General features: G+C 69.0%; 13 protein-coding genes and 1 riboswitch. Of the genes, 12 read left to right on the forward strand and 1 reads right to left on the reverse strand.

Translation table 11 applies throughout. From position 1 onward, the window contains the following. Position 1: 1 nt before the first annotated feature. The 9 genes from OG735_RS35775 to OG735_RS35815 all read left to right on the forward strand — a co-directional run bounded on the left by OG735_RS35775 (position 2) and on the right by OG735_RS35815 (position 10,135). Positions 2 to 1,078 (forward strand): polyprenyl synthetase family protein, encoded by a 1,077-nt coding sequence (locus OG735_RS35775; protein ID WP_327328567.1) that lies wholly within the window; start codon positions 2 to 4, stop codon positions 1,076 to 1,078. Between the two features lie 113 nt (positions 1,079 to 1,191). After that, the gene (gene shc, locus OG735_RS35780; RefSeq protein WP_327327291.1) at positions 1,192 to 3,192 is read left to right on the forward strand and encodes a squalene--hopene cyclase; all 2,001 of its coding nucleotides are present in this window, start codon (positions 1,192 to 1,194) and stop codon (positions 3,190 to 3,192) included. After that, on the forward strand, positions 3,192 to 3,845 hold the full coding sequence (locus tag OG735_RS35785; protein WP_327327292.1) for a phosphorylase family protein: 654 nt from the start codon (positions 3,192 to 3,194) through the stop codon (positions 3,843 to 3,845). The genes shc and OG735_RS35785 overlap by 1 nt, the downstream gene beginning before the upstream one ends. A gap of 5 nt (positions 3,846 to 3,850) precedes the next feature. After that, complete coding sequence (hpnH, locus tag OG735_RS35790) at positions 3,851 to 4,873, forward strand: adenosyl-hopene transferase HpnH (RefSeq protein ID WP_327327293.1); 1,023 nt, start codon at positions 3,851 to 3,853, stop codon at positions 4,871 to 4,873. Between the two features lie 4 nt (positions 4,874 to 4,877). Then, on the forward strand, positions 4,878 to 6,044 hold the full coding sequence (gene ispG / locus OG735_RS35795; RefSeq protein ID WP_327327294.1) for a flavodoxin-dependent (E)-4-hydroxy-3-methylbut-2-enyl-diphosphate synthase: 1,167 nt from the start codon (positions 4,878 to 4,880) through the stop codon (positions 6,042 to 6,044). A 24-nt stretch (positions 6,045 to 6,068) separates the two neighbouring features. Continuing rightward, on the forward strand, positions 6,069 to 7,943 hold the full coding sequence (gene dxs, locus OG735_RS35800; RefSeq protein ID WP_327327295.1) for a 1-deoxy-D-xylulose-5-phosphate synthase: 1,875 nt from the start codon (positions 6,069 to 6,071) through the stop codon (positions 7,941 to 7,943). A gap of 3 nt (positions 7,944 to 7,946) precedes the next feature. After that, positions 7,947 to 9,341 carry an aspartate aminotransferase family protein gene (locus OG735_RS35805; protein ID WP_327327296.1) on the forward strand — a complete coding sequence of 465 codons (1,395 nt, stop codon included), beginning with the start codon at positions 7,947 to 7,949 and terminating at the stop codon, positions 9,339 to 9,341. A gap of 57 nt (positions 9,342 to 9,398) precedes the next feature. After that, positions 9,399 to 9,983, forward strand: coding sequence for a helix-turn-helix domain-containing protein (locus OG735_RS35810; RefSeq protein WP_327327297.1), 585 nt, complete (start codon positions 9,399 to 9,401; stop codon positions 9,981 to 9,983). A 20-nt stretch (positions 9,984 to 10,003) separates the two neighbouring features. After that, positions 10,004 to 10,135: a DUF6126 family protein gene (locus OG735_RS35815; RefSeq protein WP_327327298.1), complete on the forward strand. Its 132-nt coding sequence runs from the start codon at positions 10,004 to 10,006 to the stop codon at positions 10,133 to 10,135. 62 nt (positions 10,136 to 10,197) lie between these two features. On the opposite strand, the gene OG735_RS35820 is transcribed toward OG735_RS35815, so the two are convergent. After that, a complete protein-coding gene (locus tag OG735_RS35820; RefSeq protein WP_327327299.1) occupies positions 10,198 to 11,010 on the reverse strand; it encodes a tyrosine-protein phosphatase in 813 nt (270 codons plus the stop codon). 182 nt (positions 11,011 to 11,192) lie between these two features. On the opposite strand from OG735_RS35820, the gene OG735_RS35825 reads away from it, so the two are divergent. The 3 genes from OG735_RS35825 to OG735_RS35835 all read left to right on the forward strand — a co-directional run bounded on the left by OG735_RS35825 (position 11,193) and on the right by OG735_RS35835 (position 15,832). Then, positions 11,193 to 13,286 (forward strand): alpha-galactosidase, encoded by a 2,094-nt coding sequence (locus tag OG735_RS35825; protein WP_327327300.1) that lies wholly within the window; start codon positions 11,193 to 11,195, stop codon positions 13,284 to 13,286. A gap of 407 nt (positions 13,287 to 13,693) precedes the next feature. Continuing rightward, a riboswitch (cyclic di-AMP (ydaO/yuaA leader) is annotated at positions 13,694 to 13,854 on the forward strand. A 2-nt stretch (positions 13,855 to 13,856) separates the two neighbouring features. After that, positions 13,857 to 14,870 (forward strand): LysM peptidoglycan-binding domain-containing M23 family metallopeptidase, encoded by a 1,014-nt coding sequence (locus OG735_RS35830; protein WP_327327301.1) that lies wholly within the window; start codon positions 13,857 to 13,859, stop codon positions 14,868 to 14,870. A 170-nt stretch (positions 14,871 to 15,040) separates the two neighbouring features. Then, positions 15,041 to 15,832, forward strand: coding sequence for an SGNH/GDSL hydrolase family protein (locus OG735_RS35835; protein WP_327327302.1), 792 nt, complete (start codon positions 15,041 to 15,043; stop codon positions 15,830 to 15,832). The last annotated feature ends 387 nt before the right edge of the window (positions 15,833 to 16,219 follow it).

Consider the following 16,219-nt stretch of genomic DNA (forward strand, 5'->3'; position numbering starts at 1 on the left):
TGTGCCCTCGGCGAATCCGGCTGGTGACACCGCAGCCGGAGGAGAGAGCCTGGACACCCTTGCGTTGCTTGAACGCGGGCGGACCATGTCCACCCCGGTGCTGCGCGCCGCCGTGGACCGGCTCGCGCCGCCCATGGACACCGTCGCGGCCTATCACTTCGGATGGATCGACGTGGAGGGACGGCCCTCCGCCGGGGACGGCGGCAAGGCTGTACGGCCGGCGCTCGCACTGCTCTCCGCCGAGGCGGCCGGAGCAGCGCCCGAGGTCGGCGTGCCCGGCGCGGTCGCCGTGGAGCTGGTGCACAACTTCTCGCTGCTGCACGACGACCTGATGGACGGCGACGAGCAGCGCCGCCACCGGGACACCGTCTGGAAGGTCCACGGCCCGGCCCAGGCGATCCTCGTCGGCGACGCGCTCTTCGCGCTCGCCAACGAGGTCCTGCTCGAGCTCGGCACGGTCGAGGCGGGGCGTGCCACACGCCGGCTGACCACCGCCACGCGCAAGCTGATCGACGGCCAGGCCCAGGACATCTCCTACGAGCACCGCGAGCGGGTCACCGTCGAGGAGTGCCTGGAGATGGAGGGCAACAAGACGGGAGCGCTGCTGGCCTGCGCCGTCTCCATCGGCGCGGTGCTCGGCGGGGCGGACGACAGGACCGCCGACACCCTGGAGGCGTACGGCTACCACCTCGGCCTCGCCTTCCAGGCCGTCGATGATCTGCTCGGCATCTGGGGCGACCCTGTCTCCACCGGCAAGCAGACCTGGAGCGATCTGCGTCAGCGCAAGAAGTCCCTGCCGGTCGTCGCCGCACTCGCCGCGGGCGGACCGGCCTCACAGCGCCTCGGGGAGCTGCTCGCGGCGGACGCCAAGAGCAATGACTTCGACAGCTTCTCCGAGGAGGAGTTCGCGATCAGGGCGGCCCTGATCGAGGAGGCGGGCGGCCGCGAGTGGACCTCGCAGGAGGCCCGCAGGCAGCATGCCGTCGCGATCGAGGCCCTCGGCGGTGTCGACATGCCGGAACAGGTGCGGGCGCAGCTCGTCGCGCTCGCGGACTTCGTCGTCGTACGAAAGAGATGATCGATATCGCCTGCCGCATATGAATCGCAGTCGCCGGCCGGTGCACGGGCAACCGTGCGCCGGCCGACGGAGACCCCAGCACAGCAGAGAGCCACTGCATCGAAGGGGAAGCCATGACAGCGACGACCGACGGAAGCAGCGGGCCCGCGTGGGCCCGCGCAACCGCGGCCAGTGAAACAACCGAAACGACATCCGCCGCGAGCGCCGTTCTCGACGCCGCAGGGCGGGCCGCGGAGCGCTCCGTGGAGCATCTGCTGGGTCGGCAGGACGCCCAGGGCTGGTGGAAGGGCGACCTCGAAACCAATGTGACGATGGACGCGGAGGATTTACTGCTCCGCCAGTTCCTCGGTATCCAGGACGCTGTGACCACCGAGGCGTCCGCCCGTTTCATCCGCGGCGAGCAGCGCGAGGACGGCACCTGGGCCACCTTCTACGGTGGTCCCGGTGAACTCTCCACCACCATCGAGGCGTACGTCGCCCTGCGGCTGGCCGGCGACCGGCCCGACGACCCGCACATGGCGCGCGCCTCCGGCTGGATCCGCGAGCAGGGTGGCATCGCCGCGAGCCGGGTCTTCACCCGGATCTGGCTGGCCCTCTTCGGTTGGTGGAAGTGGGACGACCTGCCCGAGCTGCCGCCCGAGCTGATCTTCCTGCCCAAGTGGTTCCCGCTGAACATCTATGACTTCGGCTGCTGGGCGCGGCAGACCATCGTTCCGCTCACCGTGGTCTCCGCGAAGCGGCCGGTGCGGCCCGCACCGTTCGCGCTCGACGAGCTGCACATCGACGCCCGGGTGCCGAACCCGCCCAAACCACTTGCGCCCGCCGCGAGTTGGGACGGGTTCTTCCAGCGCGCCGACAAGGCGCTGCACGCGTACCACAAGCTCGTACCGCGCCGGCTGCGGCGCGTCGCGATGAACGCCGCCGCTCGCTGGATCATCGAGCGCCAGGAGAACGACGGCTGCTGGGGCGGAATCCAGCCGCCCGCCGTGTACTCCGTGATCGCCCTGCACCTCCTCGGCTACGACCTCCAGCACCCCGTCATGCGGGCGGGCCTGGAGTCGCTGGACCGCTTCGCCGTGTGGCGCGAGGACGGCGCCCGAATGATCGAGGCCTGTCAGTCACCGGTCTGGGACACCTGCCTCGCCACCATCGCGCTCGCCGACGCCGGGTTGGCAGCGGACCACCCCGCGCTCGTGAAGGCCGCCGACTGGATGCTGGGCGAAGAGATCGTACGGCCCGGCGACTGGTCCGTACGCAGGCCCGGACTGGCTCCGGGCGGCTGGGCGTTCGAGTTCCACAATGACAACTACCCGGACATCGACGACACGGCCGAGGTCATCCTCGCCCTGAGGAGGGTCAAGCACGCCGACCCGACGCAGGTCGATGCGGCGATCCGGCGGGGCGCGCGCTGGACCATGGGCATGCAGTCCAGGAACGGCGCCTGGGCCGCATTCGACGCAGACAACACCAGCGCGTTCCCCAACCGGCTGCCGTTCTGTGACTTCGGCGAGGTCATCGACCCGCCGTCGGCCGACGTCACCGCGCATGTCGTCGAGATGCTGGCCCATGAGGGCAAGGCTCACCACCCCCGTACCCGGCGCGGCATCGAGTGGCTGCTCGCCGAACAGGAGACGAACGGAGCCTGGTTCGGGCGCTGGGGCGTCAACTACGTGTACGGGACAGGGTCGGTGGTGCCGGCGCTGATCGCGGCCGGAATGTCCGCCGCGCACCCCGCCGTCCGCCGTGCCGTCCGCTGGCTCAGATCCGTTCAGAACGACGATGGAGGCTGGGGCGAGGACCTGCGCTCGTATCGCGAGGAGAAGTGGATCGGCCACGGTGCCTCCACCGCGTCCCAGACAGCCTGGGCGCTGCTCGCCCTGCTCGCGGCGGGGGAGCGGGAGAGCGAGTCGGCGGAGCGGGGAGTGGTCTGGCTCGTCGAGAACCAGCAGTCGGACGGCTCCTGGGACGAGCCGCACTTCACCGGCACCGGCTTCCCCTGGGACTTCTCCATCAACTACCACCTCTACCGGCAGGTCTTCCCGCTCACGGCGCTCGGCCGCTATGTGCACGGGGAGCCCTTCGCCGACCGCACGGACAGCCGCAAGGGGGGCTGATGGAAGCGTCCTTGGAGCAGTCCGGCTCCGCCGCGCCCCTGCTGATCGCCTGTGCGCTCGGCATCGAGAAGCTCGCCCTGCGCAGCGGCGACCGCAGTGGCGCGCGCGGTCCGGTCACCCTGCTCCGTACGGGTATGGGGCCGGACAACGCGGAACGTGCCGTTCTCGGTGCGTTGCGCGAGGGTCCGCTCGGCAGTGCGGTGGTTGTCGCCTCCGGTTTCTGCGCGGGCCTTGCCTCCGGCATGCATCCCGGGGACCTCGTCGTCGCCGACGAGACTCGCGACACCACCGGCGTCACGGCCTGCACAAACACAGAACTGCTGGTCAAGGCGGTGACCCGGGCCGTACCCGGACGCACCGTGCACACCGGCCCGCTGACTGGATCCGACCATGTCGTACGCGGGCAGGAGTGTGCCGAGCTGCGTGCCACCGGGGCGATCGCGGTGGACATGGAGTCCGCGGCCACGCTGCGCAGCGCTCTGAGCGCCGGGCCCCGCCCGGTTGCGGCCGTCCGGGTGGTCGTGGACGCTCCGGAGCATGAACTGGTCCGTATTGGCACGGTGCGCGGTGGAATATCAGCTTTCCGTGTTCTTCGCGCCACCCTTCCCGCTTTCTACGAATGGCACCGTTCTTTGCTGCTCCCCAGGAGGTGAGCTAGATGGCCATGCCGCTCCGTCAGACCATCAGGGTCGGGACCTATCTCATTGAACAGAAGCTCCGCAAGCGTGAGAAGTTTCCGCTCATCGTCGAGCTGGAGCCTCTCTTCGCCTGCAATCTGAAGTGCGAGGGCTGCGGGAAGATCCAGCATCCGGCCGGGATCCTGAAGCAGCGCATGCCGGTCGCGCAGGCAGTCGGGGCGGTGCTCGAGTCCGGGGCCCCGATGGTCTCGATCGCAGGCGGCGAGCCGCTGATGCACCCTCAGATTGACGAAATCGTGCGGCAATTGGTGGCCAAGAGGAAGTACGTCTTCCTCTGCACCAACGCCATGCTGCTGCGCAAGAAGATCGAGGAGTTCACCCCTTCTCCCTACTTCGCCTTTGCCGTGCACATCGACGGGCTGCGCGAACGGCACGACGAGTCGGTCGCCAAGGAAGGTGTGTTCGACGAGGCGGTGGAGGCGATCAAGGAGGCCAAGAAGCGCGGCTTCCGGGTCACCACCAACTCCACCTTCTTCAACACCGACACCCCGCAGACCGTCATCGAGGTGCTCAACTTCCTCAATGACGACCTGAAGGTGGACGAGATGATGATCTCGCCCGCGTACGCCTACGAGAAGGCGCCCGACCAGGAGCACTTCCTGGGCGTCGAGCAGACCCGTGAGCTGTTCAAGAAGTCCTTCGCGGGCGGCAACCGGCGACGCTGGCGGCTCAATCACTCGCCGCTCTTCCTCGACTTCCTCGAGGGCAAGGCGGACTTCCCGTGCACGGCGTGGGCGATCCCCAACTACTCGCTCTTCGGCTGGCAGCGCCCCTGCTATCTGATGGCCGACGGATACGTTCCCACCTACCGGGAGCTCATCGAGGAGACCGACTGGAGCAAGTACGGCCGCGGCAAGGACCCGCGCTGCGCCAACTGCATGGCGCACTGCGGCTACGAGCCCACCGCCGTCCTCGCCACCATGGGCTCCCTCAAGGAGTCCCTCCGGGCGGCGCGCGAAACCGTCTCGGGAAACCGCGGGTGACGTGATGTCCGCAGGGAAGCCAGTCGCACTGGGGCTGCCCGAGCTGCCGGCCAGGCCGATCGCGATGCGCCGCACCTCGCGGCGCATCCAGGTCGGCACCGTGGCCGTCGGCGGGGACGCCCCGGTGTCGGTGCAGTCGATGACGACCACGCGCACCTCCGACATCGGCGCGACGCTGCAGCAGATCGCCGAACTGACCGCGTCCGGCTGCCAGATCGTACGAGTCGCCTGCCCGACCCAGGACGACGCGGACGCGCTGGCCACCATCGCGCGCAAGTCCCAGATCCCCGTCATCGCCGACATCCACTTCCAGCCGAAGTACGTCTTCGCTGCGATCGACGCCGGCTGCGCGGCCGTCCGGGTCAACCCGGGCAACATCAAGCAGTTCGACGACAAGGTCAAGGAGATCGCCCGAGCCGCGGCGGATGCAGGGATTCCGATCCGGATCGGGGTGAACGCCGGATCGCTGGACCGGCGGCTGCTGGAGAAGTACGGCAAGGCGACGCCCGAGGCGCTCGTCGAGTCCGCGCTGTGGGAGGCGTCCCTCTTCGAGGAGCACGGCTTCCGCGACATCAAGATCTCGGTCAAGCACAACGACCCGGTGGTGATGGTGGGCGCCTACCGGCAGCTGGCGGCCGCCTGTGACTATCCGCTGCATCTGGGCGTCACGGAGGCGGGACCGGCGTTCCAGGGGACGATCAAGTCGGCCGTCGCCTTCGGCGCGCTGCTGAGCGAGGGCATCGGCGACACCATCCGGGTCTCGCTCTCCGCCCCGCCCGCCGAAGAGGTCAAGGTCGGCATCCAGATCCTGGAGTCCCTGAATCTGCGGCAGCGGCGGCTGGAGATCGTGTCCTGCCCGTCCTGCGGTCGGGCGCAGGTGGATGTGTACAAGCTCGCTGACCAGGTCACGGCGGGTCTCGAGGGGATGGAGGTGCCGCTGCGCGTCGCCGTCATGGGGTGTGTCGTCAACGGCCCCGGCGAGGCGAGGGAAGCGGACCTCGGTGTGGCGTCGGGCAATGGGAAGGGTCAGATCTTTGTGAAGGGCGAGGTCATCAAGACCGTGCCCGAGTCGAAGATCGTCGAGACCCTCATCGAAGAGGCGATGAAGATCGCCGAATCCATGGAGGACGCAGGGGTGGCCTCCGGGCAGCCCGCCGTCACCGTGAGCTGATCAGCATGTGAAGGGGGTCCGACCGTGACGATTCTTGAGACCATCCGGGGGCCGCGCGATCTCAAGGCGCTGACGGATGCGGAACTCGAAGATCTCGCCGAGGAGATCAGAGAGTTCCTGGTCCATGCGGTAGCCAGAACAGGGGGCCATCTGGGGCCGAACCTCGGGGTGGTGGAGCTGACCGTCGCCCTGCACCGGGTCTTCGACTCGCCCGTCGACCGCATCCTCTGGGACACCGGGCACCAGAGCTACGTACACAAACTGCTCACCGGCCGACAGGACTTCTCCAAGCTGCGCGGCAAGGGCGGTCTCTCCGGCTACCCGTCCCGCGAGGAGTCCGAGCACGACGTCATCGAGAACTCCCACGCCTCGACCGTGCTCGGCTGGGCGGACGGCCTGGCCAAGGCACATCAGGTGCTGGGCAGCAGCGACCATGTCGTCGCCGTCATCGGCGACGGCGCGCTCACCGGCGGTATGGCCTGGGAGGCGCTCAACAACATCGCCGCGGCCAAGGACCGGCCGCTGATCATCGTGGTGAACGACAACGAGCGGTCCTACGCGCCGACCATCGGCGGCCTCGCCAACCACCTCGCCACACTCCGTACCACCGACGGCTACGAGCGGGTCCTTGCCTGGGGCAAGGACGTACTTCAGCACACACCCGTGGTCGGGAAGCCGCTGTACGAATCGCTGCACGGCGCGAAGAAGGGGTTCAAGGACGCCTTCGCACCACAGGGGATGTTCGAGGATCTGGGCCTGAAATACGTGGGGCCGATCGACGGACACGACATAGCGGCCGTCGAGTCCGCGCTGCGCCGCGCGAAACGCTTCCACGGGCCCGTACTGGTGCACTGTCTGACCGAGAAGGGGCGGGGCTACCAGCCCGCGCTGGAGGACGACGCCGACCGCTTCCATACCGTCGGCGTGATGGACCCGCTCACCTGCGAGCCGCTCGCACCCTCCAACGGGCCTTCCTGGACCTCGGTGTTCGGGCACGAGATCGCCGAGATCGGCGCGGAACGGCCGGACGTCGTGGCGATCACCGCCGCGATGCTGCATCCCGTCGGGCTGACCGAGTTCGCCGAGCGGTTCCCCGAGCGGGTGTGGGACGTCGGCATCGCCGAGCAGCACGCCGCGGTCTCCGCGGCCGGGCTGGCCACCGGCGGACTGCACCCGGTCGTCGCCGTGTACGCCACCTTCCTCAACCGCGCCTTCGACCAGCTGCTGATGGATGTCGCCCTGCACAAGTGCGGGGTGACGTTCGTACTGGACCGGGCCGGCGTCACCGGGGTCGACGGGCCCTCCCACAACGGCATGTGGGACATGTCGATCCTGCAGGTCGTCCCGGGGCTGCGGATCGCCGCGCCGCGCGACGCCGACCGGCTGCGCCAGGAGCTGCGCGAGGCCGTCGCCGTGGCAGACGCGCCGACGGTGCTGCGCTTCCCCAAGGAGTCGGTGGGCGAGCCGGTCGAGGCGATCGGCCGGATCGGCGGGATGGACGTACTGCACCGGGCCGACGACGCCGAGGTGCTGCTGGTCTCGGTCGGTGCGCTGGCCGCCGTCTGTCTGCAGGCGGTGGAACTGCTCAGGGGCCGCGGTCTCCGCTGCACCGTGGTGGACCCGCGCTGGGTCAAGCCCGTCGACGAACAGCTCGCACCGCTCGCCGCCCAGCACCGGCTGGTGGCAGTGGTCGAGGACAACAGCCGCAACGGCGGTGTCGGCTCAGCCGTCGGGCAGTCGCTGCGCGACGCCGGCGTGGATGTGCCGCTGCGCACCTTCGGCATCCCCGAGCAGTTCCTCGCGCACGCCAAACGCGGCGAGGTGCTGGCCGACATCGGACTCACCCCGGTCGAGATCGCGGGACGGATCAGTGCCGCCATGGCAGTCAAGGAGAGCTGAGGAATGACCGATCCGCTCAAGGGCTTCGATCTGGCGAGACTCCTCGCGGAGCGCGGGGCCGAGCGCTATGAGCTGCATGCGCGGTATCTCAACCACCAGCTGCCGCGCATGCTGCACACCATCGGCTTCGACAAGGTCTATGAGCGGGCCGAGGGCGCGTACTTCTGGGACGCCGACGGCAACGACTATCTCGATATGCTCGCGGGCTTCGGGGTGATGGGGCTCGGCCGGCACCATCCCGTCGTACGCAAGGCGCTGCACGATGTCCTCGACGCCTCGCTCGCGGACCTCACACGCTTCGACTGCCAGCCGCTGCCGGGGCTGCTGGCGGAGAAGCTGCTGAGGCAGAGTCCGCACCTGGACCGGGTGTTCTTCGGCAACAGCGGTACGGAGGCGGTGGAGACGGCGCTGAAGTTCGCCCGGTACGCCACCGGGAAGCCGAGGATCCTCTACTGTTCGCACGCCTTCCACGGGCTGACCACCGGATCGCTGTCGGTCAACGGGGAGGCCGGCTTCCGGGACGGCTTCGCGCCGCTGCTGCCCGACACCGCGATCGAGCTCGGTGATCTGGCCGCGCTGGAGCGGGAGCTGACGCGGGGCGATGTGGCGGGCTTCGTCGTGGAGCCGATCCAGGGCAAGGGCGTGCATGCGACGCCGCCAGGATTCCTTTACGCCGCACAGGAGTTGCTGCACAAGCACAAGGCGCTGCTGATCGCCGACGAGGTGCAGACCGGCCTCGGCAGGACCGGTGACTTCTACGCGTACCAGTACGAGGCAGGGGTCGAGCCGGATCTGGTCTGCGTGGCGAAGGCGCTCTCGGGCGGGTACGTGCCGGTCGGCGCGACGCTCGGCAAGGACTGGATCTTCAAGAAGGTCTACTCGTCGATGGACCGGGTGCTGGTGCATTCGGCCAGCTTCGGCTCCAATGCCCAGGCGATGGCTGCCGGGCTCGCGGTGCTCTCGGTGCTGGAGGACGAGCATGTCGTGGCGAACGCGCGGGTGACCGGAGAGTTGCTGCGGTCGCGGCTGGCCGCGCTCGTCGACCGCTATGAGCTGCTGCACGAGGTGCGGGGCCGCGGCCTGATGATCGGCATCGAGTTCGGCCGCCCGGAATCGATCAAGCTGCGCAGCCGCTGGACCATGCTGCAGGCGGCCCGCAAGGGTCTCTTCGCGCAGATGGTGGTGGTGCCGCTGCTGCAGAAGCACCGGATCCTCACCCAGGTCTCCGGCGACCACCTGGAAGTGATCAAGCTGATTCCGCCGTTGACCATCGGAGAGCGGGAGGTCGAGCGGTTCGTGGCGGCCTTCACCGCGGTGATGGACGACGCGCACGGCGGTGGCGGGCTGATGTGGGACTTCGGCAAGACGCTGGTGAAGCAGGCGGTCGCCAACCGCTGATTTTGCCCCTGGGGCAAAAAATTTGCCCCAGGGGAAAGATCCTGGCGCAATGGAGGCATGAGCCCCACTGAAGAGGTGGCCACGGTGCTGCCGGATGTCGCGCCACGGCTACGGGATCTGCGCCGCCGCCGTGGCCTCACCCTGGAAGCCGCAGCCCAGCGTGCGGGGCTTTCCCCCGCCCACCTGTCCCGGCTGGAGACGGGCAACCGTCAGCCGTCGCTGCCGATGCTGCTCGCTCTCGCCAGAATCTACGGTACGACAGTCGCGGAGCTCCTCGGCGAGCTCGCGCCGGAACGCGATCCGATCATCCGCGCCGGCAGCCGGGAGCCCTCCGAGGCGGACGGCTGGACCTACCACCAGACCGGCGGAGCCGGCCGGGCGATGCAGGCCCTGCGGCTGGTGGTTCCGTACGGCAGCCAGGGCGAGCTCGTCCGGGTGCATCCCGGGGAGGAGTGGCTGTACATCCTCAACGGTCGGCTGCGCCTGAGCCTGGGTGAGGCGGTCCACGAGCTGGCGCCCGGGGACAGCGCGCACTTCGACTCACTGACCCCGCACCGTCTCGCGGCGGTCGGCCGCGAGGGTGCCGAGCTGCTGTTCGTCCACACGCTGCTGCAGAGCCCCAACCTCCATCCGCACAACTGAGTTCAGAGAAGAGGCCTGTTATGTCCAAAAGCAATGAAGAGCGGTCGTTTCCCCGTGGGCTGGTGATCCGGCTGTTCGCCTACCTGGTGGCGGGCCATCTGTTCGCCGGGTTCCTCTACCTTCTGTTCACGCTGGGCGGCCAGAACCAGTAGGCGGCCGCTCGGCATCCGGCGGCTCCGCGTCTCCTGCTCCGCATCTCCTGCTCCGCGGTCGCCTACGCCTCGTCGATGAGGCGCTCGCGCAGGCGCTCGCGCGTCTCCGGGGCGATCTTCAGGCCCTCGGCGAGGTACCGCTCCGTCGTGCCCCAGGTCTCCTCGATCGTCTCGAAGGCCGCCGCAAGGTACTCGGCGCGCGCGTCGAAGAGCGGGCTCAGCAGCCCCATCACTTCCGGGGACATCCCGGCCGGGGAGTTGTCGCTGCGGCGCACCAGATAACGCCGGTGCGGATCATTGGACTTGAGGTAGTCCGCCTCGATCGCCTCGCGCTCCACGCCGACCGCGAGCAGCGACACGGCGATCGAGATTCCGGCGCGGTCCTTGCCCGCCGCGCAGTGCATCAGCGCCGGGACACTGTCTTCAGCGAGCGCGTGCAGTACGCGGCTGTGCTCGGCGGTGCGATGCTTGATGATCGTCCGGTACGACGCCGACATCCGGCCCGCCGCCTTGCCGTCCGCGAGGATCGACTTCAGCTGGTCGAGATCGCCCTCCCGGACCATCTTCCAGAACTGGGCGCCGTCGGCCGGGTCGGTGAGCGGCAGATTCACATTGCGCACGCCCGGCAGCTCGACGTCCGGGCCCTCCAGCTGCTGGTCCGCGGCATTACGGAAGTCGAAGATCGTGTGCAGGCCCAGGGTGGAGAGGAACGCGGTGTCGCTCTCGGTGGCATGGGCGAGGTGGCCGCTGCGGAAGAGCCGTCCGTACCGCACCCGCCGGCCGTCCACGGTCGGCAGGCCGCCCACGTCCCGGAAGTTGCGCACTCCGGACAGCTCAGGTTCTGTCGACGGGATCTGCGGCAGCTGCTGTGTCACGGGGGCTCCTGAAGTGACAGCCGTCGGCGCTGCTCGCCGACGATGGCGCGTTTCCCGACGATACGACATTGCTTTATCGGGCAATCATCTCGGTTCGTCTCCGCAAGAGCGTTGCACCGGCGACGGCTCCGGTCGGATGATGTGCGGACCTGTGCGAACCTGTGAGTATCTGAGGGGTCGGGATGATCGAGTGTGTTGGCAAGGGTCGTACGTGGGTTCTCTCCGGACCGAGGAGCAGTTATGCGCTGCGTCTGACAGAAGCTGACGAACTGCTGCATCTCCACTGGGGGCCACGGATCTCCGGCGCCGACGCGGAGGCACTCGCGGCCCAGGGCCTGCCGCCCTACTGGCCGTTCGAGTCACAGCTCGACGGCCACGAGGAGTATCCGGTCGAGGGCGGCCCGCGCTTCGCACGGCCGGCGCTCTCCGTCCGTACGGACACGGTGCGCGGCACCGAGTGGACCTTCGCCGGCGCCGATGAGGTGCATGGCGACGAGCTGAGGCTCCACTTCACCGACGCTGTACACGGCCTCGGGCTCACCCTGCACCATCGGATGCGCGACGACGCTGACGTCATCGAGCGCTGGGTCACCGTCACCCATGAGGGCGAGGGCCCCGACCTGGAACTTCTGCGCGCCGATGCCGCCACCTGGACACTGCCGCAGCGCGACAGCTGGCGGCTCAGCCAGCTGCACGGCCGGTGGGCGGCGGAGTCGCTGCTCGTACGGTCGGAGCTGGCGTACGGCGAGAAGGTGCTGAGCAGCAGGCGCGGCCACACCGGCCACCAGCATCTGCCCTGGGTCGCGCTGGACGCGGAAGGGGCTACGGAGGAGCGGGGCGAGGTGTACGGCGCCGCGCTCTGCTGGTCCGGGTCCTGGCGGATCTCCGTGGCGCAGCTGCCCGACGGACTCGTACAGATCACCGGCGGAGCGGGCTACGACGACTCCGGGCTGCTGCGGCTCGCACCGGGCCAGTCGTACACCTCGCCCGTCTTCGCCGGACTGTGGAGCGAAGGAGGGTTCGGGGGAGCCAGCAGGGCCTGGCACGCCTGGCAGCTGGCGCATGTGATCCCGGACGCCCAGGCTGAGCGGCCGGTGCTCTACAACTCCTGGGAGGCCACCGGCTTCGACATTTCCGAGGAGCAGCAGCGGGCGCTCGCGCAGCGGGCCGCGGCCCTGGGCGTCGAACTGTTCGTGGTGGACGACGCGTGGTTCGGGCAGCGCACCAGCGATCGCGCCGGACTCGGCGACTGGACACCCAACGTCGAGCGCTTCCCGCGGGGGCTGAAGCCGCTCGCAGACGAAGTGCACGCGCTGGGCATGCAGTTCGGGATCTGGGTCGAACCGGAGATGGTCAATGCCGACAGCGATCTCTATCGCGCGCACCCCGACTGGGTGCAGCACCACCCGGGCCGGGCACGGACGGAGTTCCGCAACCAGCTCGTACTGAACCTCGCGCGCGAGGATGTACAGGCCTACCTCTGGGAGCAGTTGGACGGACTGCTCGGCAGCGCGCCCATCGACTATGTGAAATGGGACTTCAACCGCTGCTTCACGGAAGCCGGCTGGCCCGGCGAGACATATCCGCAGAAGCTGTGGGTCGAGCATGTGCAGGCGCTCTACGCACTCCTCGACCGGCTGCGCGCCGCGCATCCCTCGGTCGCCTTCGAGTCCTGCTCGGGCGGCGGTGGCCGGATCGACCTCGGAATTCTGTCCCGGACCGACCAGGTGTGGACCTCCGACAACACCGATCCGCTGGACCGGCTCGCCATCCAGCAGGGCTTCACCCAGCTGCACCCGGCACGGGTCATGGCGGCCTGGGTGACCGACAGTCCCAATGTCCAGCTCAACGGCCGCGTCAGCACGCTCCGCTTCCGCTTTGTGAGCGCCATGGCAGGAGTGCTCGGAGTCGGTGGCGATCTCACCGAGTGGAGCGCGGAGGAGCTCGCCGAGGCGCACGGCTGGGTGGAGCTCTACAAGAAGATCAGGCCGGTGGTTCAGCACGGCGAGCTGTACCGGCTGCGGGCGCCGGAGGGCGGACTGAGCGCCGTGCAGTACGTACGCGGTGACGAGAACGTCGTTCTCGCCTGGCTCCAGGCACAGCACTACGGCGAACAGCCGCCCAGGCTCAGGCTGCGCGGGCTCGATCCGGCAGCCGCGTACGAGTGCCTGGACACGGGCGTCGTGCACCGCGGATCCGTGCTCCTGCATCACGGGCTGCACACCGGGCTGACGGGCGACATGGACGCCACGGTGATCCGGCTGCGACGCCGCTGATTCCGCGCCGCTGGTGTGCCCCTCGGGCAAGAGCAGTGAGCCGCGGTGGGATTTCTCGCGACATGGCATGAATTGAGGGTAAGCAGGACTGCGGATCATAACTTGGCAATCATCATTAAATGACGGGTCTGTCTGAATTGGGCGATTCGGGAGAATGTGCCCCGTCTCCAAGGCGGACGGTGCATGGCCGTGAGCGGGATCATATTCGTGACGGTGTGTGGTGGGGCGGCAGGGGTGAATTCCGTTTCCGGGGCGGACGGCGAGGATCCTTGATTTACGGAGGGTTACGGGAATTTCGGGGCCGATATCAAAGGGATCATTGACGGGCGAAAGCGACAGCTTGTTCCGGTACGCCCATTCGTTTACGGTCACGACCAATCCGGACGGAACGCCTAATCCTGCCGCCGACCGGAATTTCACCCACCCATGTGTGGCAGGAGCGGGGGACCCAGGTGATGTGCCGATTCCGGACTTCCGGACGGCTTGGGGTGAAGTCGCGCAACTGCGCGGCCGGGCATCTCCAGCCCGAACCCGACAGCTCACCTCGCCGGCGCCGGAGAGGAATTCGCCATGCCCAAGAAGGGTAAGCACCGCCGCCCCAAGGTCAGCCCGATCACGCGCGGATTCGTCGCCGCCGGTACGGGTGGCGCCGCCATCGCCCTGCCGCTGATAGGCGCCGCAGGCGCCCACGCGGCAGGAAAGGCCGCTCCGGCCGTGGCGCCGGAAAAGGCCGTGACCGCCGCCCCGTCCTCCCCCTTCTCCGCCGGGTCCGCCGCCGCGGCCCACGTGGCGCAGAAGAAGGCCTCTCCCACCACGTACTCCGTCGTCCCCGGCGACTACCTGTCCAAGATCGCCGACGAGCACGGTGTCCCCGGCGGCTGGAAGAAGCTGTACCAGGACAACCGTGAGGCCGTCGGCGACAACCCGTCGCTGATCCACCCCGGCCTCAAGCTCACCCTCGGCGCGAAGTCGAAGGCGAAGGCGCCCGAAAAGTCGCAGCACCCGTCGAGCCCGGACCGGTCCTCGTCGAAGGCGTCCTCCTCGAAGGCGCCCTCGGGTTCCTCGGACTCGGGTTCCTCGGACTCGGGTTCCTCGGACTCGGGCTCGGTGGTGCAGTCCTCCGCCAAGTCCTCGTCCGGTGGCTCGGCAGGCGGCAACGCCGCGCAGACCAGCGCTTCCGGCTTCACCGCCCCCGTCGACGGCGCGACCGTCATCACCCCGTACCACCTCGCCGGCGCCATGTGGGCCAGCGGTTACCACACCGGTCTCGACTTCGCGGCGTCCACCGGCACGACCGTCAAGGCGGTCGGCCCGGGCACCGTCGTCTCCGCCGGCTGGGGCGGTGCGTACGGCAACCAGATCGTCATCCAGCAGAGCGACGGCACCTACTCGCAGTACGCCCACCTCTCCGCCCTCTCCGTCACCTCCGGCCAGAGCGTGAGCGGCGGCCAGCAGATCGGCCTCTCCGGCACCACCGGCAACTCCACTGGCCCGCACCTGCACTTCGAGATCCGCACCGGCCCCGGCTACGGCTCGGACATCGACCCGCTGGCCTACCTGCGTCAGCACGGCGTCTCCATCTGATCCGTCCGACGCACGCAGTGCCCCGTCCTCCCCTCGTGCCGCCGCCCGCGGCGCGGGGGGAGTCGGCGTATTCCGGGTTGGACGAATCTTGACCGGTGGGATACATCACGCCTCGTCAACCCCTCCTTACGGTCGCGTAGGTCACATCCGTAAGGGAAAAATGAGGTCTCGTGGCAGACGATTCGAGAACAGAGGACAGTGGCGTATTCGGGTCGTACGCGGCGATCGGTGACAGTTTCACGGAGGGCGTCGGAGACCCGGGCCCCGACGGGACGTACGTCGGCTGGGCGGACCGGTTCGCGGTCCTGCTCGACGACCGAATGCCGGAGCACACCTTCCGGTACGCCAACCTCGCCGTACGCGGCCGTCTCCTCGACCAGATCGTCGAGGAACAGGTGCCGCGGGCAAAGGAACTCGCCCCGGATCTGGTGACCTTCTGCGCCGGCGGCAATGACATCATCCGGCCCGGCAGCAACCCCGACGACGTGGCCGAGCGCTTCGAGCGGGCCGTCGCCGACCTCGCCGGCTCGGTCGGCACCGTCATGGTGACCACCGGCTTCGACACCCGCGGAGTGCCGGTACTGCGCCATCTGCGCGGCAAGATCGCCACGTACACCGCGCATGTACGGGCCATCGCTGACCGTTACGACTGCCCCGTACTCGACCTGTGGTCGCTCAAGTCCATCCAGGAGAGGCGGGCTTGGGACGCCGACCGGCTGCATCTGTCGCCCGAGGGCCACACCAGGGTCGCACTGCGTGCCGCCCAGGTGCTCGGACTCGAGGTGCCCGCCGACCCCGACCAGGCGTGGCCGCCCCTGCCGCCGCGCGGACCGCTCGAGGTGCGCCGCGACGACATCAACTGGGCGCGCGAGCACCTGGTGCCGTGGATCGGGCGACGGCTGCGCGGTGAGAGCTCCGGCGACCATGTCGAGGCCAAGCGCCCGAATCTGCTGCCCCTGTAACAGCGGATGGTTGGGGCGTGGCAGACCTGCCCCGGCTGACCGGGCGTACGGCCCTGGTCACCGGTGCCACCCGCGGGATCGGCTTCGCGGTCGCCACGGGACTCGCCGGATCCCGAGCGCGGCTGCTGCCCGGGCTCCTCGACCTCCGGGCGGCCGGGTCGTCACCGTCACCAGCATGGCGCAGAGCAGTGCCCGCCTCGACTTCGCCGATCTGCAGAGCGAACATCGCTATGACGCCTGCCACGGGCGGGCCGCCGCCGCGGGGTCACCCGGATCGTCAACTTCGCAGTGCGCACCTTCGGTTCGGACGCGGCAGGCGGCGCGCTGCCGGTGCTGCGGGCCGCCTGCCGCCCCGGAGGCGCGGCCCGGCGAGTACTACGGCCCGTC

Source organism: Streptomyces sp. NBC_01210, assembly GCF_036010325.1.
In the GTDB taxonomy this organism is placed as follows: Bacteria; Actinomycetota; Actinomycetes; order Streptomycetales; family Streptomycetaceae; genus Streptomyces.